General features: G+C 41.6%; 22 protein-coding genes and 4 pseudogenes. 7 read left to right on the top strand and 19 right to left on the bottom strand.

The window, feature by feature from the left end:
* Nucleotides 1–259 precede the first annotated feature (259 nt).
* From FGQ53_RS00645 to nusB, 4 genes and pseudogenes are all read left to right on the top strand, one after another.
* Nucleotides 260–1,303 (top strand): annotated as a pseudogene (locus tag FGQ53_RS00645) (2,3-butanediol dehydrogenase).
* A 221-nt stretch (nucleotides 1,304–1,524) separates the two neighbouring features.
* Nucleotides 1,525–2,085, top strand: a complete 561-nt coding sequence (gene efp / locus FGQ53_RS00640; RefSeq protein WP_000568643.1) for an elongation factor P — start codon at nucleotides 1,525–1,527, stop codon at nucleotides 2,083–2,085.
* A 21-nt stretch (nucleotides 2,086–2,106) separates the two neighbouring features.
* Nucleotides 2,107–2,496 carry an Asp23/Gls24 family envelope stress response protein gene (locus tag FGQ53_RS00635; protein ID WP_138335140.1) on the top strand — a complete coding sequence of 130 codons (390 nt, stop codon included), beginning with the start codon at nucleotides 2,107–2,109 and terminating at the stop codon, nucleotides 2,494–2,496.
* Entirely contained in the window at nucleotides 2,489–2,908 is a 420-nt protein-coding gene (gene nusB, locus FGQ53_RS00630) for a transcription antitermination factor NusB (RefSeq protein ID WP_004258448.1), read from the top strand. Before FGQ53_RS00635 ends, nusB begins: the two co-directional genes overlap by 8 nt.
* A 51-nt stretch (nucleotides 2,909–2,959) precedes the next feature.
* On the opposite strand, the pseudogene FGQ53_RS00625 reads toward nusB, so the two are convergent.
* The 16 genes and pseudogenes from FGQ53_RS00625 to FGQ53_RS00550 form a co-directional block, all read right to left on the bottom strand.
* Nucleotides 2,960–4,266, bottom strand: a pseudogene (locus tag FGQ53_RS00625) (ISL3 family transposase).
* A gap of 167 nt (nucleotides 4,267–4,433) precedes the next feature.
* Entirely contained in the window at nucleotides 4,434–5,156 is a 723-nt protein-coding gene (locus FGQ53_RS00620) for a CPBP family intramembrane glutamic endopeptidase (RefSeq protein ID WP_138335139.1), read from the bottom strand.
* An 18-nt stretch (nucleotides 5,157–5,174) separates the two neighbouring features.
* On the bottom strand, nucleotides 5,175–5,360 hold the full coding sequence (gene briC / locus FGQ53_RS00615) for a biofilm-regulating peptide BriC (RefSeq protein ID WP_138335138.1): 186 nt from the start codon (nucleotides 5,358–5,360) through the stop codon (nucleotides 5,175–5,177).
* A 262-nt stretch (nucleotides 5,361–5,622) separates the two neighbouring features.
* Nucleotides 5,623–6,390 carry an acetyl-CoA carboxylase carboxyl transferase subunit alpha gene (locus FGQ53_RS00610; RefSeq protein WP_138335137.1) on the bottom strand — a complete coding sequence of 256 codons (768 nt, stop codon included), beginning with the start codon at nucleotides 6,388–6,390 and terminating at the stop codon, nucleotides 5,623–5,625.
* Nucleotides 6,387–7,253: an acetyl-CoA carboxylase, carboxyltransferase subunit beta gene (accD, locus tag FGQ53_RS00605; protein ID WP_138335136.1), complete on the bottom strand. Its 867-nt coding sequence runs from the start codon at nucleotides 7,251–7,253 to the stop codon at nucleotides 6,387–6,389. The genes FGQ53_RS00610 and accD overlap by 4 nt, the downstream gene beginning before the upstream one ends.
* A gap of 36 nt (nucleotides 7,254–7,289) precedes the next feature.
* Nucleotides 7,290–8,657 (bottom strand): acetyl-CoA carboxylase biotin carboxylase subunit, encoded by a 1,368-nt coding sequence (gene accC, locus FGQ53_RS00600; protein WP_138335135.1) that lies wholly within the window; start codon nucleotides 8,655–8,657, stop codon nucleotides 7,290–7,292.
* An 11-nt stretch (nucleotides 8,658–8,668) separates the two neighbouring features.
* Nucleotides 8,669–9,091, bottom strand: coding sequence for a 3-hydroxyacyl-ACP dehydratase FabZ (gene fabZ, locus FGQ53_RS00595; protein ID WP_000565515.1), 423 nt, complete (start codon nucleotides 9,089–9,091; stop codon nucleotides 8,669–8,671).
* Nucleotides 9,088–9,573 (bottom strand): acetyl-CoA carboxylase biotin carboxyl carrier protein, encoded by a 486-nt coding sequence (gene accB / locus FGQ53_RS00590; RefSeq protein WP_138335134.1) that lies wholly within the window; start codon nucleotides 9,571–9,573, stop codon nucleotides 9,088–9,090. Before accB ends, fabZ begins: the two co-directional genes overlap by 4 nt.
* A gap of 2 nt (nucleotides 9,574–9,575) precedes the next feature.
* The gene (gene fabF / locus FGQ53_RS00585; RefSeq protein WP_138335133.1) at nucleotides 9,576–10,811 is read right to left on the bottom strand and encodes a beta-ketoacyl-ACP synthase II; all 1,236 of its coding nucleotides are present in this window, start codon (nucleotides 10,809–10,811) and stop codon (nucleotides 9,576–9,578) included.
* Between the two features lie 21 nt (nucleotides 10,812–10,832).
* Nucleotides 10,833–11,564 (bottom strand): 3-oxoacyl-[acyl-carrier-protein] reductase, encoded by a 732-nt coding sequence (gene fabG / locus FGQ53_RS00580; RefSeq protein WP_138335132.1) that lies wholly within the window; start codon nucleotides 11,562–11,564, stop codon nucleotides 10,833–10,835.
* A gap of 43 nt (nucleotides 11,565–11,607) precedes the next feature.
* Nucleotides 11,608–12,528, bottom strand: coding sequence for an ACP S-malonyltransferase (gene fabD / locus FGQ53_RS00575; protein WP_138335131.1), 921 nt, complete (start codon nucleotides 12,526–12,528; stop codon nucleotides 11,608–11,610).
* On the bottom strand, nucleotides 12,521–13,495 hold the full coding sequence (gene fabK, locus FGQ53_RS00570) for an enoyl-[acyl-carrier-protein] reductase FabK (protein ID WP_138335130.1): 975 nt from the start codon (nucleotides 13,493–13,495) through the stop codon (nucleotides 12,521–12,523). The genes fabD and fabK overlap by 8 nt, the downstream gene beginning before the upstream one ends.
* A gap of 116 nt (nucleotides 13,496–13,611) precedes the next feature.
* Nucleotides 13,612–13,839: an acyl carrier protein gene (locus tag FGQ53_RS00565; RefSeq protein ID WP_138335129.1), complete on the bottom strand. Its 228-nt coding sequence runs from the start codon at nucleotides 13,837–13,839 to the stop codon at nucleotides 13,612–13,614.
* Nucleotides 13,840–13,897: 58 nt separating this feature from the next.
* Nucleotides 13,898–14,872, bottom strand: coding sequence for a beta-ketoacyl-ACP synthase III (locus FGQ53_RS00560; protein WP_138335128.1), 975 nt, complete (start codon nucleotides 14,870–14,872; stop codon nucleotides 13,898–13,900).
* Nucleotides 14,872–15,306 (bottom strand): MarR family winged helix-turn-helix transcriptional regulator, encoded by a 435-nt coding sequence (locus FGQ53_RS00555; protein WP_138335127.1) that lies wholly within the window; start codon nucleotides 15,304–15,306, stop codon nucleotides 14,872–14,874. Before FGQ53_RS00555 ends, FGQ53_RS00560 begins: the two co-directional genes overlap by 1 nt.
* A 91-nt stretch (nucleotides 15,307–15,397) precedes the next feature.
* A complete protein-coding gene (locus FGQ53_RS00550) occupies nucleotides 15,398–16,183 on the bottom strand; it encodes an enoyl-CoA hydratase (RefSeq protein WP_138335126.1) in 786 nt (261 codons plus the stop codon).
* A gap of 209 nt (nucleotides 16,184–16,392) precedes the next feature.
* Between FGQ53_RS00550 and FGQ53_RS00545 the strand changes: the two genes are divergently transcribed.
* From FGQ53_RS00545 to serS, 3 genes are all read left to right on the top strand, one after another.
* The gene (locus tag FGQ53_RS00545; RefSeq protein WP_138335125.1) at nucleotides 16,393–17,757 is read left to right on the top strand and encodes an aspartate kinase; all 1,365 of its coding nucleotides are present in this window, start codon (nucleotides 16,393–16,395) and stop codon (nucleotides 17,755–17,757) included.
* 2 nt (nucleotides 17,758–17,759) lie between these two features.
* Complete coding sequence (locus FGQ53_RS00540; protein WP_138335124.1) at nucleotides 17,760–18,131, top strand: DUF956 family protein; 372 nt, start codon at nucleotides 17,760–17,762, stop codon at nucleotides 18,129–18,131.
* 213 nt (nucleotides 18,132–18,344) lie between these two features.
* A complete protein-coding gene (gene serS / locus FGQ53_RS00535) occupies nucleotides 18,345–19,619 on the top strand; it encodes a serine--tRNA ligase (RefSeq protein WP_138335123.1) in 1,275 nt (424 codons plus the stop codon).
* 24 nt (nucleotides 19,620–19,643) lie between these two features.
* Here the strand turns inward: serS and FGQ53_RS00530 are convergent.
* From FGQ53_RS00530 to FGQ53_RS00520, 3 genes and pseudogenes are all read right to left on the bottom strand, one after another.
* Nucleotides 19,644–20,539: pseudogene (locus tag FGQ53_RS00530) on the bottom strand (TDT family transporter).
* A gap of 218 nt (nucleotides 20,540–20,757) precedes the next feature.
* Nucleotides 20,758–21,303: pseudogene (locus FGQ53_RS00525) on the bottom strand (carboxymuconolactone decarboxylase family protein); the annotation flags it as partial.
* A gap of 235 nt (nucleotides 21,304–21,538) precedes the next feature.
* Complete coding sequence (locus FGQ53_RS00520; RefSeq protein WP_138335122.1) at nucleotides 21,539–22,861, bottom strand: alanine/glycine:cation symporter family protein; 1,323 nt, start codon at nucleotides 22,859–22,861, stop codon at nucleotides 21,539–21,541.
* Nucleotides 22,862–22,878 lie beyond the last annotated feature (17 nt).

Genomic DNA, 22,878 nt, shown 5'->3' with positions numbered 1-22,878 from the left:
TCGTTTATGAAAGCGCAGATTTTTCTTATCTTTGAGAGCTTTTGTGAGAATGTTTTTGTCATTGGTAGTAAATGTTGCTTGTGTCATATATCTATTATACGTCAATTTTTGATTTTTGCTAAGTATGAGATCACTAACTTAATGACATTGGCCCTAAGGTTGGTTTTTTCTTGACAAATAAATAGAAAGCGTTTACAATATTACGTGTAAAGTTTCCAAAAAAGAAAACTAAAAATCGCAACAATAAGGAGTTATTCATATGGCTACAATGAAAGCAGCTCGCTGGCATGCAGCAAAAGATGTTCGTATTCAAGAAGTATAAGTCCCTGAGGTACTTCCGCACCAAGTAAAAGTTGCTGTTAAATTCACAGGAATTTGTGGTACTGACCTCCACGAATTTTTAGATGGCCCTATCTTCATCCCAACAGAAGAACATGTCTATTCTGGTCAAAAAGCACCGGTAACACTGGGACACGAATTTTCTGGTGAAATCGTAGAAGTCGGAAGCGATGTTACTCGTGTTAAAGTTGGTGATCGTGTTGCTGTAGAACCAATTCTAGCTAAGAATAATCTAGTTGGTGATTACAACTTGGATCCAAACCTTAACTTTGTTGGTTTGGCTGCAGACGGTGGATTTGCCAAATATTGTGTTTTAGATGGCGACTTAGTACATGTCATTCCAGATAGCTTGAGCTATGAGCAAGCTGCTCTCACTGAGCCCGCTGCTGTTGCAGTCTATGCTGTTCGTCAATCGTCTTTGAAAGCTGGCGATACAGCTGTTGTCTTTGGTTTAGGACCAATCGGTCTGTTAATTGTAGAAGCTCTTCGTGCAGCTGGTGCTTCTAAGATTTATGCCGTTGAATTATCACCAGAACGCCAAGCCAAAGCAGAGGAATTAGGAGCTATCGTTGTACGTCCACAGGATGGAGAAACCGTTGTTGAAGCTGTACACCGATTGACAAATGGTGGTGCAGACGTTTCTTATGAAGTAACTGGTGTACCAGTAGTTTTGGGACAGGCTCTAGCTGCTGTACATAAGGCAGGTGAGTGTATGGTTGTCTCTATCTGGGAACGAGAAGCAAATATCAATCCAAATGAATTTGCTATCCAAGAAAAGACGCTTAAAGGAATCATAGCTTATCGTCACATCTTCCCTAAAGTATTAGATTTGATGGAACAGGGCTACTTCTCTGCTGAAAAATTGGTTACTAAGAAAATTAAATTGGAAAATATCGTGGAAGAAGGCTTTATCGAATTGACTCAAGACAAGTCACAAATTAAGATTTTGGTAGAACCAGAATAAAAAATCAATCTTTTTAAGACAATACAATCAGGTCGGAGCAAGGTCACTTCGGCCTTTTGAATATAATAAAAAAACGTGGTGGTGTGCTCTTTCACATCAAGCACGCCACCTGACTAGGCAATACTCTTTTTTTCCTACCTCCCAATAACTATTTTGGCTTTATTTCCAGAAGATTTTATGGTAAAATGAAGAGTAATAATATTTATTAAAGAGGTAAAAACATGATTGAAGCAAGCAAATTGAAAGCTGGTATGACATTTGAAACTGCAGACGGAAAATTGATCCGCGTTTTGGAAGCTAGCCACCACAAACCAGGTAAAGGAAACACAATCATGCGTATGAAATTACGTGATGTCCGTACTGGTTCTACTTTTGACACAAGCTACCGTCCAGAAGAAAAATTCGAACAAGCTATTATCGAAACTGTTCCAGCTCAATACTTGTACAAGATGGATGAAACTGCCTACTTCATGAACACTGAAACTTACGACCAATACGAAATTCCAGTCGTAAACGTTGAAAATGAATTGCTTTACATCCTTGAAAACTCTGATGTGAAAATCCAATTCTACGGAACTGAAGTGATCGGTGTAACTGTACCAACTACTGTTGAATTGACAGTTGCTGAAACACAACCATCTATCAAAGGTGCTACTGTTACAGGTTCTGGTAAGCCAGCAACTATGGAAACTGGACTTGTTGTCAACGTTCCTGACTTCATCGAAGCTGGACAAAAATTGATCATCAACACTGCAGAAGGAACTTATGTTTCTCGTGCCTAATCTCTAGAAAGAGGTCATTCTATGGGAACTGAAGAACAATTTGGCGAAATCGTTATCGCTCCACGTGTACTTGAAAAAATCATTGCCATCGCAACTGCTAAAGTTGATGGTGTCCACTCATTTTCAAATAAATCCGTATCTGATACCCTATCAAAACTCTCTCTTGGTCGTGGCGTCTACTTAAAAGAAAGCAACGAAGAACTAACTGCTGACATCTACCTCTATCTTGAGTACGGTGTGAAAGTACCAAAAGTTGCTCTTGCTATTCAAAAAGCGGTCAAAGATGCTGTCCATGATATGGCTGATGTGGAACTTTCTTCTGTCAATATCCATGTTACAGGAATCGTTCCAGATAAAACACCAAAACCTGAGTTGAAAGATCTATTTAACGAGGACTTCCTCAATGACTAGTCCATTATTAGAATCTAGACGCGAACTTCGTAAATGCGCTTTTCAAGCTCTCATGAGCCTTGAATTCGACACAGATATGGAAACAGCTTGTCGCTTTGCCTACACGCATGACCGTGAAGATGAAGATGTGCAAATCCCTGCCTTTCTTCTAAACTTGGTTTCTGGTGTTCAAGCTCAAAAAGACGAGTTGGATAAACAAATCAACCAGCACCTCAAGTCAGGCTGGACAGTTGAACGCTTGACCTTGGTCGAAAAAAACTTACTACGCTTGGGTATCTTTGAAATCACATCATTTGATACACCTCAGCTGGTAGCAGTCAATGAAGCCATTGAACTTGCTAAGAATTTTTCAGATCAAAAATCAGCCCGCTTTATCAACGGACTGCTTAGTCAGTTTGTAACTGAAGAATAGTAAATAGAAAAAGTGTTGGCTCTTTGTCAACTGTAGTGGGTTGAAGAAAAGCTAAGATCTAGAAAGGACAAATTTCGTCCTTTCTTTTTTGATATTTAGAGCGATGAAAATTCGTTTTTTGAAGTTTTCAAAGTTCCGAAAGCCAAAGGCATTGCGCTTGATAAGTTTGATGAGATTATTAGTGGCTTCCAATTTTGCGTTAGAATAGGGTAGTTGAAGGGCATTGACGATTTTCTCTTTATCCTTGAGGAAGGTTTTAAAGACAGTCTGAAAAAGAGGATGAACCTGCTTAAGCTTGTCCTCAATGAGTCCGAAAAATTTGTCAGGCTCTTTATTTTGGAAGTGAAAAAGTAAGAGCTGATAGAGATTATAGTGGTGTTTCAACTCTTCTGAATAGCTCAAAAGTTTGTCTAGAATCTCTTTATTGGTCAAGTGCATACGAAAAGTAGGGCGATAAAAACGTTTATCGCTGAGTTTACGACTATCCTGTTGAATGAGCTTCCAGTAACGCTTGATAGCCTTGTATTCATGAGATTTTCGTTCAAACTGATTCATGATTTGGACACGCACACGACTCATAGCACGGCTTAGATGTTGTACAATGTGAAAGCGATCAAGAACGATTTTAGCACACGGGAGTGAAACAGTCTGGGAGACTGTTTCAGCCTGAGCCTAGAATTTCGAAAGCGAAGCTGTTTAGCCAAGTCATAGTAAGGGCTAAACATATCCATAGTAATGATTTTGACGCGACATCGGACGGCTCTATCATACTTAAGAAAGTGATCACGAATGACAGCTTGTGTTCTCCCCTCAAGAACAGTGATGATATTTAGTTTTTCAAAACCTTGCGCAATAAAGCTCATCTTTCCCTTTGTAAAAGCGTACTCATCCCAAGACATAATCTCAGGCAGACGAGAAAAATCATGCTCAAAGTGAAAGTCATTGAGCTTGCGAATAACAGTTGAAGTTGAAATGGCCAGCTGATGAGCAATATCGGTCATAGAAGTCTTTTCAATCAACTTTTGAGCAATCTTTTGGTTGATGATACGAGGGATTTGGTGATTTTTCTTGACGATAGAAGTTTCAGACGCCATCATTTTCGAGCACTGATAGAACTTAAAACGACGCTTTTTAAAGAGAATTCTAGTAGGCATACCAGTCGTTTTGAGGTAAGGGATCTTAGACGGTTTTTGAAAGTCATATTTCTTCATTTGACTTCCACACTCAGGACAAGAAGGAGCCTCATAGTCCAGTTTAGCGATGATTTCCTTGTGTGTATCCCTATTAATGACATCCATAATTTGGATATTTGGGTCTTTAATGTCTAGTAATTTTGTGATAAAATGTAATTGTTCCATATGAATCTTTCTAATGAGTTATTTAGTCGCTTTTCATTATAGATCTTATGGAACTTTTTTTCTACAACAAAATAGGCTCCATAAGATCCATAGGGGATTTACCCACTACAAATATTATAGAGCCAAAGTGTTTGACAGGCATCAAACACTTTTTTCATTGCCTCCCATTATCTTAAAAAGTGGTAATAGACATAATTATAAACAAAAATCCAGAGGGGGGTTGCATGGTTGAGAAAGTTAAAAAAACTATGGCAGAGAATCGTTAATCTAAGATTATCGGTAGAACGATAAACAAGGGCGAAAAAGAGACCAATCACACTATAATATAATAAACTAATCGGGTCTCGATGAGATAGTATCAAATGACTGAGTCCAAAGATCAGGCCTGATAGGATGACATCTAAATAATACTTTGACTTAGGAAAGAAGGTATTCATAAAATACCCTCTATCAAGAGTCTCCTCAAAAATAGGACCGATGATTACAGGCAGGACAAAAGATAAGATAGTCGATAAAAACGTTGGTTGTCCATTTGAAAGAACAACGGTAAAATACTCATCATGAATATTCCTATGATTAATCAAATGAGCATAGCGTGCCCAAAAATTACCGAGAATCTGATAAACCACATAACCTGAAAATAAGTAGAAGACAAATGACCAGTTCCATCTCTTTTTCTCAAAGATAAAGAGCATCTTTTTCTTTTTTAACCACCAAGTTAATAGAAGGAAACTTCCTACTAATCCCATTGTTAAAATAAGAGAATAGACATCAGCGCCTAACCCTAAAATTATCGTCACATACAATCCAATTGTTTGTGGTAAATAGGTAGATAGTAAAATAATAAGCAAAAATATGCCAAATTGTCTTAGTTTCTCTATGTTTCTCATCATACTTTTTTTGAAAGATTATCCTGCTCGGAAGCCATACTTCCAAGCATCCCTATAAGAATTAAGCGCCCCTTGCCCCATATAAGGAGCAAAGTCTCTATAATATAACCATCTTCCCTCACCATCTTCCCAAACAGCAAAACCACCTGAAGTTTGCTCTAAGTCCTCATTTGAAAGAACTGTAAATGCTTCTGTACCTGTCATTGCAAGTACCTCCTTAAAATAAATTTTTGTAAGCTTATATCTACAGTATATAGTAGGTTGAACCTAGAATAGTACGCCATGGTTGCTAAAATATTTCTATACATTAATTTGACTTTCCTAATCAATTTGTTCACATATTATTTCAATCTACTATACATCTTTTTTGTCTATTTTATTAATCTTCCCCTCAACTGTCAATTTTTAGATCTGGAGTGTATTTTTCTATAAAAAATGAGACCTTTCTAGTCTCATTTAGTCATTTTTAGTATTTTCTAAATCGTTGATAACGCTCTTCCAACAACTCTTCTAACGTTTTTTGTGAAAGTAGGGCTAGCTCCGTTTGGATTTCTTTTTTGACAGTCTTAATCAGTTCTTTACTAGAAAATCCTGCTTCAGAAATCACCTTGTCCACCACGTCCATTTCTAACAGCTCATGTGAAGTGATTTTCATCAACTCTGCCGCTTCCATAGCACGACTGCCATCCTTCCATAGAATGGAAGCAAAGCCTTCTGGGCTGAGAATGGCATAGATAGAATTTTCCAGCATCCAAACACGGTCTGCGACTGCTAGAGCCAGAGCCCCACCTGAACCACCTTCACCGATAATGATGGCGATTATAGGAACTTTCAGGTCACTCATTTCCATGAGATTGCGAGCAATAGCTTCTCCCTGTCCACGTTCTTCCGCGCCCACACCAGGATAGGCACCTGCAGTATTGATAAAGGTCACTACTGGACGGCCAAACTTTTCAGCCTGTTTCATCAACCGTAGGGCCTTGCGGTAACCTTCTGGATGCGGTTGTCCAAAATTCCGTTTTAGATTGTCTTGTAAACTCTTGCCTTTTTGAATACCAACCACTGTTACAGCTTGATCTCCAAGCCAGCCAATACCACCAACAACTGCACCATCATCTCGAAAAGAACGGTCACCATGTAATTGGATAAATTCATCAAAAATGCCTGTCGCAAAGTCCAAAGTTGTCAAGCGACTCTGCTCACGCGCTTCTCTAACTATTTTTGCAATATTCATCTAGGACTCCCTCCGTGCAATCTGACTAGGCTAGCAATGGTATCTGGCAAGTCTCTTCTTTTGACAATAGCATCCACAAAGCCATGCTCCAATAGGAATTCTGCCTTTTGGAAATCCTCAGGCAAGCTTTCACGAACCGTATTTTCAATGACACGACGACCAGCAAAACCAACCAAACTCTGTGGTTCAGCCAGAATGATATCGCCTTCCATAGCGAAGGAAGCTGTCACACCACCAGTCGTTGGATCTGTCAAAATGGTCAGGTAAAAGAGGCCAGCATTTGAATGACGTTTAACCGCTGCAGAAATCTTGGCCATCTGCATGAGACTCATGATTCCTTCCTGCATACGGGCTCCACCAGAGGCTGTAAATAGGACAACTGGCAATTTTTCGACAGTTGCATACTCAAACAAACGAGTGATTTTTTCACCTACAACCGTACCCATAGAAGCCATGATAAAGTTGGAATCCATAATCCCAAGAGCCACAGTCTGACCTTTAATAAAAGCAGTTCCTGTCACAACGGCTTCATCTAGACCTGTTTTTTCACGCATAGTTGCTAGTTTCTTTTGGTAACCAGGGAAATGCAAGGGATCCTTGCTTTCAATCCCTGTAAACAATTCCTTGAAGGTTCCCATATCAATCGTCAAAGCCAAGCGTTCTTGGGCAGAAATACGAAAGGTGTAGCTACAATGTGGACAGATACGCTCACTTCCCAAATCCTTCTGATAAATGGTATGCTTACAGCCTGGACACTGGGAGAATAATTCATCTGGAACCTCTGGCTTGGCTTGAGGTTTTTCCCTAACCGAACGATTGGGATTGATTCGAATATACTTATCTTTTTTACTAAATAGAGCCATTGATTCCCCTTTTCGGTTTAAACTCTTGAAGTCATTTTATTCTTTTTCTTGATATTTAGGTAAGAAGGTTTCCATCAAGAAGGAAGTATCATAATCTCCAGCAATGACATTGCGATTTGAAATGAGGTCAAGCTGGAAATCTGCATTGGTCTGCACTCCTTCAATCTCTAGTTCATAGAGGGCACGTTGCATTTTCATCAAGGCATCAAAACGATTTTCGCCGTGAACGATGATTTTGGCAATCATACTATCATAATAAGGTGGAATGGTATAGCCTGGATAAACTGCTGAATCCACGCGCAAGCCGACTCCTCCACTTGGGAGATAGAGATTGGTAATCTTACCTGGACTTGGAGCAAAATTAAAAGCTGGATTTTCTGCATTTATACGACACTCGATAGCATGGCCACGTAGGACAATATCCTCTTGCTTCACAGACAGGGGCTGACCTGCCGCAATGCGAATCTGTTCCTTAACGATATCCACACCTGAAACAAACTCTGTAACGGGATGTTCCACCTGAACACGAGTATTCATTTCCATGAAATAGAAATTGCCACTGGCTTCATCAAGAAGAAACTCGATGGTCCCTGCATTCTCATAGCCAACAGACTCTGCAGCTCGAACAGCAGCAGAACCAATTTCATTGCGCAGCGTTTTCCCAATTGCAATAGAAGGACTTTCTTCCAAAACCTTTTGGTTATTCCGTTGAAGAGAACAATCCCGTTCCCCCAAGTGGATTACATTTCCATGTTCATCTCCTAGAACTTGAACCTCGATGTGACGAGCTGGATAGATAACCCGTTCTATGTACATGGCACCATTACCATAATTGGCCTTGGCTTCACTTGAGGCTGTTTCAAAGGCTGAAACGAGGTCTTCTGGTTTTTCAACCTTACGAATCCCTTTACCGCCACCACCTGCTGAAGCCTTGAGCATCACAGGGTAGCCAATTTTTTCAGCAACAATCAAAGCTTCCTCAGAGTTATGCACTTCTCCATCTGAACCTGGAATGACAGGTACACCTGCTTTTATCATCTGAGCACGTGCATTAATCTTGTCCCCCATCATATCCATAACATGACCAGATGGACCGATAAACTTGATACCTACCTCTTCGCACATGGTTGCAAATTTGGAATTTTCACTGAGAAATCCAAAACCGGGGTGAATAGCTTCTGCTTCAGTCAAGACTGCAGCTGATAGAACCGCATTAATATTGAGATAAGACTCAGTTGCCTTACCAGGACCGATACAAACCGCTTCATCTGCCAAAAGCGTATGAAGGGCTTCCTTATCAGCAGTTGAATAAACCGCCACCGTCGCAATCCCCAATTCACGCGCCGCACGGATAATACGGACCGCAATTTCACCACGATTTGCAATTAAAATTTTTCGAAACATGGAGAACCTCCTTAGTTCCCAATTGCAAAGGTAAGAGTACCACTAGCTGCAAGCTTGCCATCCACTTCAGCCTTGGCCTCAACCACGGCAATGGTGCCACGACGTTTTACAAAAGTCGCTGTCATAACCAATTGGTCGCCTGGTACAACCTGCTTCTTGAATTTAACCTTGTCCATACCAGCATAAAAGACTAGTTTCCCCTTATTTTCAGGCTTAGACAACTCCAAAACACCAGCTGTTTGCGCCAAGGCTTCCATAATCAGAACGCCTGGCATAACTGGATATTGAGGAAAATGACCGTTAAAGAAGGGCTCATTGATGGTTACATTTTTGATGGCAACAATAGTATCCTCGCTCACTTCCAAGACACGGTCCACTAGGAGCATAGGATAGCGGTGGGGTAGAGCTTCTTTGATTCCTTGAATATCGATCATTTGATGCGTACCAATCCTTTACCAAATTCAACCATTTCTTCGTTCGAAACGAGAATTTCCGTCACCACACCATCCTTAGGAGCTGGAATTTCATTCATGACTTTCATAGCTTCGATGATGACCAATGTTTGACCTTTTTTGACACTATCACCAACTGTGACGAAGGCAGGTTTATCAGGACCAGCAGCCAAGTAAGCCACTCCAACAAGTGGGCTCTCTACAACATCTCCCTCAGCAGCCACACTTGCTTCAGCTGTAGCTGCAACTTCTTCTGTTACAGGCTCTGCTGGAGCAGATGTAGGAGTCGCTGGACTTGGTGTTGCTAGAACGGGCGCTGGTGCGACTGGAGCTACAACTTCAGACACCAGTCTCGCTTCATTCTTGCTAAACTGCAACTCATCCGTCCCATTTTTATAAGAAAATTCTCTCAAACTTGACTGGTCAAATTGAGCCATCAAGTCTTTAATATCGTTTAAATTCATAGTTATTTATTCTCCCAACGTTTGAAAGCAAGAACGGCATTGTGACCACCAAAACCAAAGGTATTTGAAATAGCATAAGGGATTTCTTGCTCCAAGCCTTGTCCATAAACGACATTCGCTTCGATATAGTCTGATAACTCACTTGTTCCAGCTGTCATTGGTACAAAGTTATGACGCATGGCTTCAATTGTAGCGATGGCTTCTACTGCCCCTGTAGCACCAAGCAAGTGTCCTGTAAAGGATTTGGTTGAAGATACTGGTACTTCTTTACCAAGAACAGCTACAATGGCACTACTTTCTCCTTTTTCATTAGCAGGAGTTGAAGTTCCATGGGCATTGACATAAGCCACTTGTTCTGGAGAAATCTCTGCCTCTTCCAAGGCTAATTTAATTGCCTTGATTGCACCTTGACCTTCTGGATGAGGTGAAGTCATATGATAAGCATCACAGGTATTTCCATAACCAACTACTTCAGCCAAGATAGTCGCTCCACGTTTTTCAGCATGTTCAAGACTCTCAAGAACCAGCATCCCAGAACCTTCTCCCATCACAAAACCATTACGGTCTTTGTCAAATGGAATAGATGCACGAGTTGGATCTTCTGTGGTTGATAGGGCAGTCAATGCTTGGAAACCAGCGATGGCAAAAGGAGTGATAGATGATTCTGCTCCACCTACTAACATGACATCTTGGAAACCAAGCTTGATTGAACGGAAGGCATCTCCAATAGCATCATTTGATGAGGCACAGGCCGTATTGATTGATCTACAGACACCGTTTGCTCCAAAGCGCATGGCAACATTTCCCGAAGCCATATTTGGCAAGGCTTTTGGAAGTGTCAATGGCTTAACACGTTTTGGGCCTTTTTCATGAAGACGGATAACTTGATCTTCAATTTCTTTGATTCCACCAATACCAGAGGCAACGATAACTCCAAAACGATCCTTGTCAATAGCCTCTACATCCAGCTTAGCGTGGTTGACAGCCTCTTGGGCTGCATACAAGGCATACAAAGAATAGTTGTCAAAACGGTTGGTATCTTTCTTTACAAAGTATTTATCAAAAGGAAAATCTTGAATTTCTGCTGCATTATGCACATCAAAGTCACTATGATCAAATTTTGTAATTGGACCAATTCCGATTTTTCCAGTTGTCAAACTATTCCAAAATTCTTCTGGTGTATTTCCGATTGGAGATGTCACTCCATAACCTGTTACTACTACACGATTTAGTTTCATCCTTTTTACCTCTAGCTTCTGCTACATACTGAGGCCGCCATCAATGGCCACCACTTGACCAGTTAGATAATCTTGGCCTGCTAAAAATACTGTCAAATCTGCAACCTGCTCTGCCTGCCCAAATTCTTTCATAGGAATTTGCGCTAGCATGGCATCTTTTACCTTGTCTGATAGGACCGCTGTCATATCGGATTCAATCATTCCAGGAGCAATAACATTAACCCTGATATTGCGATTAGCCACTTCACGCGCCACAGACTTGGTAAAACCAATCAAACCAGCCTTAGAAGCTGCATAGTTAGCTTGACCGATATTCCCCATCAAACCAACAACACTAGACATATTAATGATAGCACCTTCTCTGGCTTTCATCATCGGTTTCAAGACTGATTGTGTCATGTTAAAGGCGCCAGTCAGGTTAACCTTGAGAACTTTTTCAAAATCCGCTTCTGTCATCTTGAGCATCAGGGTATCTTGAGTAATTCCTGCATTGTTGACCAAAACATCTACTGAACCCAGATCTGCAATAGCTTGCTCAACCATACGCTTAGCGTCTGCAAAATCTGATACATCTCCTGAAATGGGAACTACCTTGACACCATAGTTTGAAAACTCGGCTAGCAAGTCCTCTGAGATTGTCCCACGGCTGTTTAAGGCAATGTTGGCTCCTGCCTGAGCAAACTTGTGGGCGATGGCAAGACCAATTCCACGACTCGAACCTGTAATAAAGATATTTTTATTTTTTAGTTGCATTCTTTTCTCCTGTGTCCTCTTGCATTTATGGAAGAAGGGATTACTAGTTTCCTAGAAGAGCTTCCAAGCTAGCCTGATCTTCAACATTGGCTAGTTTAGCCGTCTTATCAATTTTTTTGACAAAGCCTGACAAGACTTTCCCCGGTCCAATCTCGATAAAGTTGGTTACGCCTGCTTCTTGCATAACCGCAATACTTTCATAGAAACGAACCGGTTTCTTTACCTGACGTGTCAAAAGTTGAGCAATGTCTTCTTTTTTCATGAAAACTGCTTCTGTATTGCCAACTAGGGGACAAGTGAAATCTGAAAAACTTACTTGAGCTAGAGTCTCAGCTAGTTTCTGGCTAGCAGGCTCAAGTAGAGCGGTATGAAAGGGCCCTGAAACCTTGAGAGGAATCAAGCGTTTGGCACCTGCTTCTTGCAAGAGTTCAACAGCTCTGTCAACCGCAACCACTTCTCCACCAATGACGATTTGTGCAGGTGTATTATAGTTGGCTGGGGTAACCACTCCAAGTTCAGAAGCTTGCTGACAGGCTTCTTCAATGACCTCTACTGGCGTATTGAGAACTGCGACCATCTTGCCAAATCCAGCAGGAGCTGCTTCTTCCATATAGGCTCCACGCTTAGCTACCAAGGCTACCGCATCTTCAAAATCCAAGGCGCCGCTAGCCACCAAGGCAGAATATTCTCCAAGAGACAAACCAGCAACCATATCAGGCTGATAGCCCTTCTCTTGCAATAAACGGTAGATAGCAACCGAAGTCGCTAGAATGGCTGGTTGGGTATAGCGAGTCTGATTGAGTTTTTCTTCTTCTGTATCGATGAGATGACGCAAATCATAACCCAGAACCTGACTCGCTTGATCAATCGTTTCTTTGACAATCGGATACTGATCATAAAGATCCCGTCCCATCCCTAGATACTGGGCACCTTGGCCAGCAAATAAAAAGGCTGTTTTAGTCATTTCTTACAACTCCTGCCCAACGAGAGGCTTCTTCTTGAATTTTCTTAGCTGCTCCGTAGTATAAATCTTTTAGGACTTCTTCAGCTGTTTCTTCTTTGGAAACAAGCCCCGCAATTTGACCTGCCATGACAGATCCGCCATCCACATCACCGTGAACAACTGCTTTGGCTAAGGCACCTGCTCCCATTTGTTCAAAGATTTCCAAATCAGGATTTTCCTGTTTAAAGGCATCTTTCTCAGCTTTTTCAAAATCACGAGTCAATTGATTTTTAATAGCTCGAACAGCATGGCCAAAATGTTGGGCTGAAATCGTAGTATCGATATCTCTAGCTTTTAAAATCTTGGCCTTATAATTTGGATGGGCATTAGACTCTTTTGCAACGACAAAACGCGTTCCAACCTGAACAGCCTCTGCACCTAGCATAAAGCCAGCGGCGGCACCTTCTCCATCCGCAATCCCTCCTGCAGCAATAACAGGAATAGATACAGCTGCAGCTACCTGGCGCACCAAGGTCATGGTTGTTAATTTACCGATATGCCCCCCAGCTTCCATTCCTTCTGCAATAACGGCATCCGCACCGATTTTTTCCATGCGTTTAGCTAAAGCAACACTTGGTACAACAGGAATAACAGTGATCCCAGCTTCGTGGAAGCGTTCCATGTATTTACCAGGATTTCCTGCACCTGTTGTAACTACTTTGACGCCTTCCTCGATAACGAGATCTACAATATCTTCCACAAAGGGAGACAAGAGCATGATGTTGACACCAAAGGGTTTATCCGTCAATGATTTGATTTTATCAATATTAGCCTTGACAACTTCTTTAGGGGCATTTCCCCCACCGATAATCCCTAGCCCTCCAGCCTTGGAAACAGCCCCTGCCAAATCACCATCAGCAACCCAGGCCATTCCTCCTTGAAAGATAGGATAATCAATGTTCAATAATTCTGTAATACGCGTTTTCATAGTGCCTCCATCATTTCTTGCTTACGTAATAGTTCGATACTGTCATAATTTGAAAATCAAACTATTGCCTAAACAAGAGGGAGCGGGTTTCCCTACTCCTTCTATTTGTATTCTGCTTATTTTGTTTGCTCTTCAACGTAGGCAACCAAGTCACCAACTGTTTTCAAGTCATCTTCTGCTTCGATTTGGATATCAAAAGCATCTTCGATTTCTGAGATTACTTGGAACAAGTCCAATGAATCTGCGTCCAAGTCATCAAAAGTTGATTCAAGTGTTACTTCTGATGTGTCTTTTCCAAGTTCTTCAACGATAATTTCTTGTACTTTTTCAAATACTGCTGCCATGATAGGACTCCTTTAAAATAAATAGTTTTTTATAACAATGTGTTCACCACATGATTACCTAAATTGTAAGAATGAGCGTGCCCCATGTCAAGCCTCCACCGAAGCCTGATAGAAGAACAGTCTGGCTACCGTCTAAAGGGATGAGGCCTTGTTCTACACACTCTGAAAGTAAAATCGGGATACTTGCTGCACTGGTATTACCATATTCCATCATATTGGCTGGAAGCTTATCTCGGTCGACACCGATTTTTCTAGCCATTTTATCCAAGATACGGTCATTGGCCTGGTGAAGTAGCAGATAATCCAAGTCTGTCGCCTCTATAGGAGACTCATCAATAGTCTGTTTGATAGACTTGGCTACATCCCGAATAGCAAAATCAAAAACTGCGCGCCCATCCATCTTCAAAAATGAATCTGCATTTTCTTGATCTGAAAATGGCGAATGCAAGCCTGAATGTCCATAGGTCAGACACTCACTGCGACTTCCATCGCTATTGAGACTCTCAGCCAAGAAATGCTCTTGCTCGCTAGCTTCTAGCAAGACTCCGCCAGCACCATCTCCAAACAAGACAGCTGTTGATCGATCTGACCAATCGACTGCCTTAGAGAGGGTTTCACTACCAATCACCAAACCTTTTTGAAAGCGACCAGAAGCGATAAACTTTTCAGCAGTTGACAAGGCAAATACAAATCCACTACAAGCAGCTGTTAGGTCAAAAGCAAAAGCTTTTTTTGCACCAATATTAGCTTGGACACGAGCAGCTGTAGAGGGCATCATCGAATCTGGAGTGATGGTAGCTAGGATGATAAAATCCAGCTCTTCTCCTATGATTCCAGCTTTTTCCATCAGTTTCTTCGCAACCTCTGTAGCCAAATCACTGGTAGATTCTGTTCTTGAAATATGCCTTTGTCGTATTCCCGTCCGACTTGAAATCCACTCATCATTGGTATCCATAATCTGAGCCAAATCATGATTTGTAACCACTTGCTCTGGCACATAATGAGCAACCTGGCTTATTTTTGCAAAAGCCATTATTTCAAATCCTCCAAAAATTGATAAAGTTTAGTCAAACCTTTGCTCATAACTTCAGTTTCTTCCTTGCTCATACCTTCGATAATATTTTCGACCATGGCCTTGTGGAAACGTTTATGTAGTCTATGAACCAAGCGACCCTTCTTTGTCAAATGCAGATGCACCACACGACGATCCTGCTCTGAGCGAATGCGTTCAATGTAACCCTTGCGTTCAAGATTATTCAAACTCGTCGTAACCGTCCCAAGAGTCACCATCAACTCTTTCGACACTTGACTTGGCGTCACGTCTGGGAATTTTCCAATTACATCGATTGTATGGACTTCTTTGATGGAGATATCCTTGAAACGACTACCCCTCAAGCTAACTTCCTCAATGACGAGGGCATTGTTAAATATAGATGTTAAATATTCATTAATTCGTTGGTAGTCCAATCTCTTTTCCCTCCTTTTCAAAAAACTTTCACAATCAAAACATTTGACAAAAGAATTATATCAAACTTCAAAGAATGCTGCAAGTATTTTCTTATTTTCCAGTAAATTTCGGTCTTCTTCTCTCCGAATGAGCCCGAACTCCCTCTTTGAAATCCTCTGTTTGTGCCAAAGATTCCTGTAGGTTCAATTCTAAAGCAGCATAATCTTGCCAATCTTTGAATTGGCTCTCCCAAACCAACTTCTTGATAGCTGCATAAGAATTAGCTGATCCACGTCTCAATTTTTTAAGAAGCTGTTCTCTCGTTTTTTCAAGTTTATCAGCTTCACAGACGCGGTAAACTAGCCCCCACTCTAAAGCTTTTCCTGCAGTCAAAGCCTCACCTGTCATAGCAAGTTGAGCGGCACGCGTCACACCAATACTACGACTCAACAGATGAATCCCACCTGCATCTGGAGCCAAACCAACGCCAACAAAGGCTTGGATAAACTTAGCTTTATCCGTTGCAAGACAGAAGTCTGCAGCAACAGCCATATTGGCTGCGGCACCTGCAACAGCTCCATCAACTTCCATCAAGACAGGTTTGGCAATTTGCTTGATTTTATAGGAAATCGTATTGACCAATTCTGCGATTTTCGTCAATGATGGAATATCATCCTCATCCACTGCCCGCTTCATCTCTACCAAATCTCCCCCAACGGAGAAGACCTTTCCCTTGGCATTAATTAAGATAAAATGCACAGCTGAATCCTCTTCTGCCAGAGTCATAGCTTCTAAAATCTCCTCACACATAGGAATATGAAAGCCATTCGCAACCTCAGGACGGTTTAAGGTAAGGATTGCCAAATCTTCTTCAAGCTGATAAATAATGTGTTCCATCAGGACTCCTTTTTATTTTATAAGTATTTAAAATTATTTTATTAGCAAAGTATATCTTTTTTAAAACTTGAAAGCAAGAAAAAATCAATTGAAACTGTCTCAGCCGATAAGAAAGACTCGCTTTATCCTAGAAAGCATCTTATTTTCTTCATTGAAAAAAGGTTTTCTTTCTGCTATAATCGTATAAAATACTTACTTGAGGAGTCTTTATGAAGGTTGTAAAATTTGGTGGAAGTTCGCTTGCCTCTGCTAGTCAGTTAGAAAAAGTTTTAAACATCGTTAAAAGTGATAAGGAACGCCGTTTTGTAGTCGTTTCTGCACCCGGAAAACGCAATGCTGAAGATACTAAAGTAACCGATGCCTTGATTAAATACTATCGCGACTATGTGGCGGGAAATGATATCAACGCTAGTCAAAGCTGGATCATTGACCGTTATGCCGCTATGGTTAGTGAACTAGGCCTAAAACCTGCCGTTTTAGAAAAGATTTCTAAAAGCATTCGGGCCTTGGCAACTCTTCCTATAGAAGACAATGAATTTCTCTACGATACTTTCTTAGCAGCTGGAGAAAACAACAATGCCAAACTCATTGCAGCCTACTTTAACCAAAACGGCATTGATGCACGTTATGTTCATCCAAGAGAAGCTGGAATCGTTGTCACAAGTGAACCAGGAAACGCACGTATCATCCCATCTAGTTATGACAAGATTGAAGGCTTGGCTGATAGCAACGAAGTCCTTGTCATCCCTGGTTTCTTTGGCGTGACTAAGGAAAATCAAATCTGTACTTTCTCACGTGGGGGTTCAGATATTACTGGTTCCATTATCGCAGCTGGAGTCAAGGCTGATCTCTATGAAAACTTTACGGACGTAGATGGTATCTTTGCTGCCCACCCTGGTATTATCCATCAACCACACTCCATTCCTGAATTAACCTACCGTGAAATGCGTGAGTTGGCTTACGCTGGATTTTCTGTCCTTCATGATGAAGCCCTTCTACCTGCCTACCGCGGAAAAATCCCTCTTGTCATCAAAAACACCAACAATCCTGACCACCCGGGAACGCGTATTGTTCTGAAACACAGTAGCGATAAATTCCCAGTCGTTGGGATCGCTGGTGATTCTGGATTCGTCAGCATCAACATGTCAAAATACCTCATGAACCGCGAGGTTGGATTCGGTCGTAAGATTCTTCAAATCCTTGAAGATCTTAACATTGGTTGGGAACATATGCCAACAGGTATTGACGATCTTTCAATCATCCTCCGCTCCCGCGAATTGACTCCTATCAAAGAAGAAGAAATTCTACGTCAACTCGTTCAAAAGGCTGAAGTGGACCATGCTGAAATCGAACATGACCTTTCAATCATTATGATTGTCGGAGAAAAGATGAAGAGCCATATCGGGGTAACTGCTACTGCAACACGCGCTCTATCTGCAAACAAGATCAACATCCAGATGATGTCCCAAGGCTCAAGTGAAGTTTCCATCATGTTTGTTGTCAATAAAGAGCAAGAAAAGGCAGCTATCAAGGCTCTCTATCATGCCTTTTTCGATGAAAGTAAGGAAGATTAATCATGGCCCAATCACTCAATAAAGTCATTGACTTACAAACCACTGGAACATCCTATCTCTCCATCTCTGGAAAAGTCGGAAAATTTCTAGTCGGGGATCAAGCCTTAGAGTTTTATCCTGATGTCAATGTCGAACAATATATCCAAATCCCTTGGTCCAGTATTCAACAAATCGGAGCCAACGTAACTGGTCGCAAAATCAGTCGCCACTTCGAAGTCTTCACCGATCAAGGAAAATTCCTCTTTGCTTCAAAAGACTCAGGTGCTATCCTCAAAATTGCTCGCGAAAAACTGGGCAATGACAAGGTCGTCAAGCTTCCTACCCTGATTCAGACAATTAGCCAAAAATTTAAAAATCTATTTGCAAAAAAGTAGAAACTTTAGTATAATCATAGCAACGGATAAGTAGGTTATCTTCTTCTTTCAGAAAGTCTGCGGGTGCTGCGAGCAGATAGGAGGGATAGGTGAAATTCTACCGTTAGTAACAATTACATACACAATCAAGTGCACACCTGTGAAGTTGGATGGAACCGTGGCCCTGCCACTCCAACGCTTTGTCAGATGTGCTTTTTTCATAAAGGAGTTCTTATGTTAGATATCAAACGTATTCGTACAGATTTTGATGCTGTCGCAGAAAAATTAGCTACACGTGGTGTAGATGCTGCTATCTTAAACGAGATGAAAGAAATCGATGCTAAACGTCGTGACATCTTGGTCAAGGTTGAAACTCTCAAAGCAGAACGTAACACAGTTTCTGCTGAGATTGCTCAAGCTAAACGCAACAAGGAAAATGCAGATGACAAGATTGCTGCCATGCAAAATCTATCTGCTGAAGTCAAAGCCTTGGATGCTGAATTGGCAGAAATCGATGCTAAATTGACAGAATTTACCACTACTCTTCCAAACATTCCAGCTGACAGCGTTCCTGTTGGGGCTGATGAAGATGACAATGTGGAAGTTCGCCGTTGGGGGACTCCACGCGAGTTTGACTTCGAACCAAAAGCTCACTGGGATCTCGGTGAAGACTTGGGTATCCTTGACTGGGAACGTGGAGCAAAAGTTACTGGTGCTCGCTTCCTCTTCTATAAAGGCCTTGGTGCTCGTTTGGAACGTGCTATCTACAACTTTATGTTGAACGAGCATGGAAAAGAGGGCTATACTGAAGTCATCACACCATACATGGTTAACCATGATTCTATGTTTGGTACTGGTCAATATCCAAAATTCAAGGAAGACACTTTTGAATTGAAAGACACTAATTATGTCCTCATTCCTACAGCTGAAGTTCCTCTAACAAACTACTACCGTGATGAAATCCTTGACGGTAAAGACCTACCAATCTACTTTACCGCTATGAGTCCATCATTCCGTTCTGAGGCTGGTTCAGCTGGTCGTGATACACGTGGCTTGATCCGTCTGCACCAATTCCACAAGGTTGAAATGGTTAAATTTGCCAAACCAGAAGAATCTTACGAAGAATTGGAAAAAATGACAGCCAACGCTGAAAATATCCTTCAAAAACTCAACCTTCCATACCGTGTCGTTGCTCTCTCTACTGGAGACATGGGCTTCTCAGCTGCGAAGACTTACGACTTGGAAGTTTGGATTCCAGCGCAAAATACCTACCGTGAAATCTCAAGCTGTTCAAACACAGAAGATTTCCAAGCCCGTCGCGCCCAAATCCGTTACCGTGATGAAGCAGATGGCAAGGTGAAACTCCTTCACACCTTGAACGGTTCTGGACTTGCAGTTGGACGTACAGTGGCTGCTATTCTTGAAAACTACCAAAATGAAGATGGTTCTGTGACCATCCCAGAAGCACTTCGTCCATACATGGGGGGAGCTGAAGTTATCAAACCATAAAAAATAAGGTTTAGCTATTTCTAGCTAGACCTTTTTTCGTAGCCAAATCAGATAACCAACCAAGACAAAGAATAAAATAGTGAGGCATATAACAGTTTCAGCAAACACCAAATAATCAATAAATGGAAGTTTCAAGATTCCCTGAACCATCTTGAGCGAGGTAGCCGTGATAATGGTTGGGAAGGTGAGGGCTGAGAAGGCTGGTTGAAAGCCTTGTTTTAAAATATTGGGCAGGCGAGTTAAAACAAAGAAAAAGAAGGATTGAGAAGCCAAAATCATGGCAATCAAGAGCCAAGTCGGTAGGCTGGCTCCTCCAACTCGAACCAGGGAAGCCAAGAGCAGAGAGAAGGGAGCACAGTAGATTCCTTCTTGCCCAAGCAAGGCTACTGGGAGTGGATGTTGCTTTAAATCACTATAAATAAGGGGATAGAGATAGAAGGTCAAGAGAAAACCAAAACTCAAGGTCGCATAGACAATCTCGATAATGCCTACCAGTGGATAAGTCAAGGCTGCCACTGCTATTCCCACATAGAGAACCGTCCAGCTAGGAGTGGAATGAACCCTCCGACCAGGACAGGCAAATTTGATGGTGAAACCAACAATCAAGGCCAAATCCAAGAGAAATGAAAACCACCAGATTCCTTGTGCTACCAGAGGAAGATGAGGAAACACGCGAAAGGCATAAGTCGATAAAATCATTCCAGCCATGGGGAAGGTAGCCATCCCAGATAAAAGAGGGGGCTTGGTCAATTCTTGCTTTCTTCCCAATTAAGCAGATGAAGAATCAGAAAGAATAGCCACAAAATCAAACCTGAAAGACTCAGTAGATATGACAGAACTGGCACTGTATCTAAAACGAGATTTCCAGCTCCTGCCAAACCTAGCAAGCAACCTGAAAATATAGTAGATTGAAATAAGATGTGAACAAATTGATTAGGAAAGTAAAATTAATGTATAGAAATATTTTAGCAACCATTGCGTACTACTCTAGATTCAATCTACTATACTAAAGGGAGTTTTTTCATCCTAACCTCCAATAATCATGTTAATTTCAGTATAGCATAAAAAGACTGGAATAAGATTTTAAAAAACGAAGTCCGTTGATTTCCGACTTCATTTTTTGCTCAAATATGAAATAAGCATAAGGTTGCAATTCTGGGTTAATAGGCGTATTGGCTAGGTTGTTGGCATAGTTGCAAAGACTGGCAAGACTAACACCGAGAACCACATCCAAGGCATTTTGTTGGCTATAACCAGCTTCTAGAAACTCAGACAAGGCTTCATCTCCAACACGACCCTTGGTATTGATAACTGCCAAGGTAAACTTAGCTAGGGTGTCCAATTTAGGATCTGTTTCAATTGGAGTGCGATTGCGAAGAGCTTGAATCAAGTCATCATTCATCTGAATTTGTTTGATGGAAAAGGCTGTGTGACCTGCGACACAGAAGGCACAACCATTGGTCACGGCTGCCGTAATTTGCACCACTTCACGCTCAACGGGTGTCAGGCTGTTGCGACGGTTGATAGATGCGACAGTACGGTAAGCCTCTAAAGCAGTTGGTGCATTGGCCAAGAGTCCAATTAGGTTGGGAATATAGCCATTGTTATCTTTTTCTACTGTTTCAAGAATTTCTTTCACTTCTGCTGGTGCTGATTCTACTGTATGGATTGTAAATGTTGTCATCATAAAACCTCTTTTCATTTTGTTGAAACCTAGTCTATCACAGATTCTATACCTTGTATAATATATAGTATATTGAAGTTAGAACAAGACGTATTGCTTTTTAGATAATAGCTAAAAAGCAATACGAATATCTTAATTATGTTGTCTCTTCCTAATTCAATCTACTATATATTTTAAATTGCACTGATAAAAATTCTTTATGAAAGCAAAAAATCACACGCCATGTGTGATTTCATTATTTATCAAAATACTTTTTAGTCTCAGCAATGACGACTGGTGACAAGACCAAGAGGGCAATCAAGTTTGGGAGAGCCATCAAGGCATTGACGATATCTGCGATAATCCAAACCATATCCAACTCGATAAATCCTCCCAGCAAGACCATGAGCACAAAGACTACACGGTAGAGCCAGATAAAGCGAACACCGAAGAGAAACTCGAAACAGCGTTCTCCGTAGTAGTTCCAACCTAGAATTGTCGTGAAGGCAAAGAGCACAAGGAAGATGGTCAAGAGAGCAGGCCCAAAATGTGAAAAGACTGTTGAGAAAGCAGACTGAGTCAAGGCAACTCCATTCAAATCACCACTCCAAACACCAGTTACCAAGATGGTCAAACCAGTCAGAGTACAGATAATGAGGGTGTCAATAAAGGTTCCTGTCATGGAAATCAAGCCTTGCTCTACTGGTTCATTTGTCTTAGCCGCAGCAGCTGCAATGGGAGCAGAACCCAGACCAGATTCGTTTGAGAAGACACCACGCGCCACACCATTTTGAATAGCCATTCGAATGCTGGCACCAGCAAAACCACCCACCGCAGCAATCGGACTAAAAGCTGATGTCAAGATTAGAGTGATTGTAGCTGGGAGTTTCCCGATATTAAAGAAAATAACTGTAAGAGTTCCTAGAATATAGATGATGGCCATAAAAGGAACAACAGTAGCTGAAACCTTAGAGATGGACTTGAGTCCACCAAAGACTGCAATCGCTACAAAGACAGACAAGACGAGAGCTGTGATGGCTGGCGAAATAGCCGTTGTATTTTGGATGGATTCTGTAATCGAGTTGACTTGGGTGAAGGTCCCGATTCCCAACAAAGCTACTAAGATACCTGCGATGGCAAAGAAGATAGCAAGTGGTCGCCACTTTTCTCCCATCCCTAGAAGGATATAGTGCATTGGACCTCCCGCTACTGCACCATGGTCGTCCTTGTTGCGGTATTTGATAGCCAGTAGTCCTTCCGCATACTTGGTAGCCATTCCAAAGAAAGCTGCCATCCACATCCAAAAGAGGGCTCCTGGCCCCCCCACCTTGATAGCCGTCGCAACCCCTATGATATTCCCTGTTCCAACGGTTGATGCCAAGGCCGTACACAGAGCTGCAAAACTGGATACATCGCCATCCCCCTTATCCTTGGTAAAAATAAGCTGAAAGGCCTTGGGCAGACGTAAAACCTGCAAAAGACCTAGACGGGCAGTTAGGTAAATTCCTGTTCCGACCAAGAGAATCAAGAGGGGAGGTCCCCAAGCAAAAGCATCGATTGATTTAAGCAATTCTAACATTCTATTCTCCTATCTTT

Origin of the sequence: Streptococcus mitis, assembly GCF_005844455.1 — a bacterium.
In the GTDB taxonomy this organism is placed as follows: Bacteria; Bacillota; Bacilli; order Lactobacillales; family Streptococcaceae; genus Streptococcus; species Streptococcus mitis_BF.
This window is presented reverse-complemented; position numbering and strand designations above follow the sequence as displayed.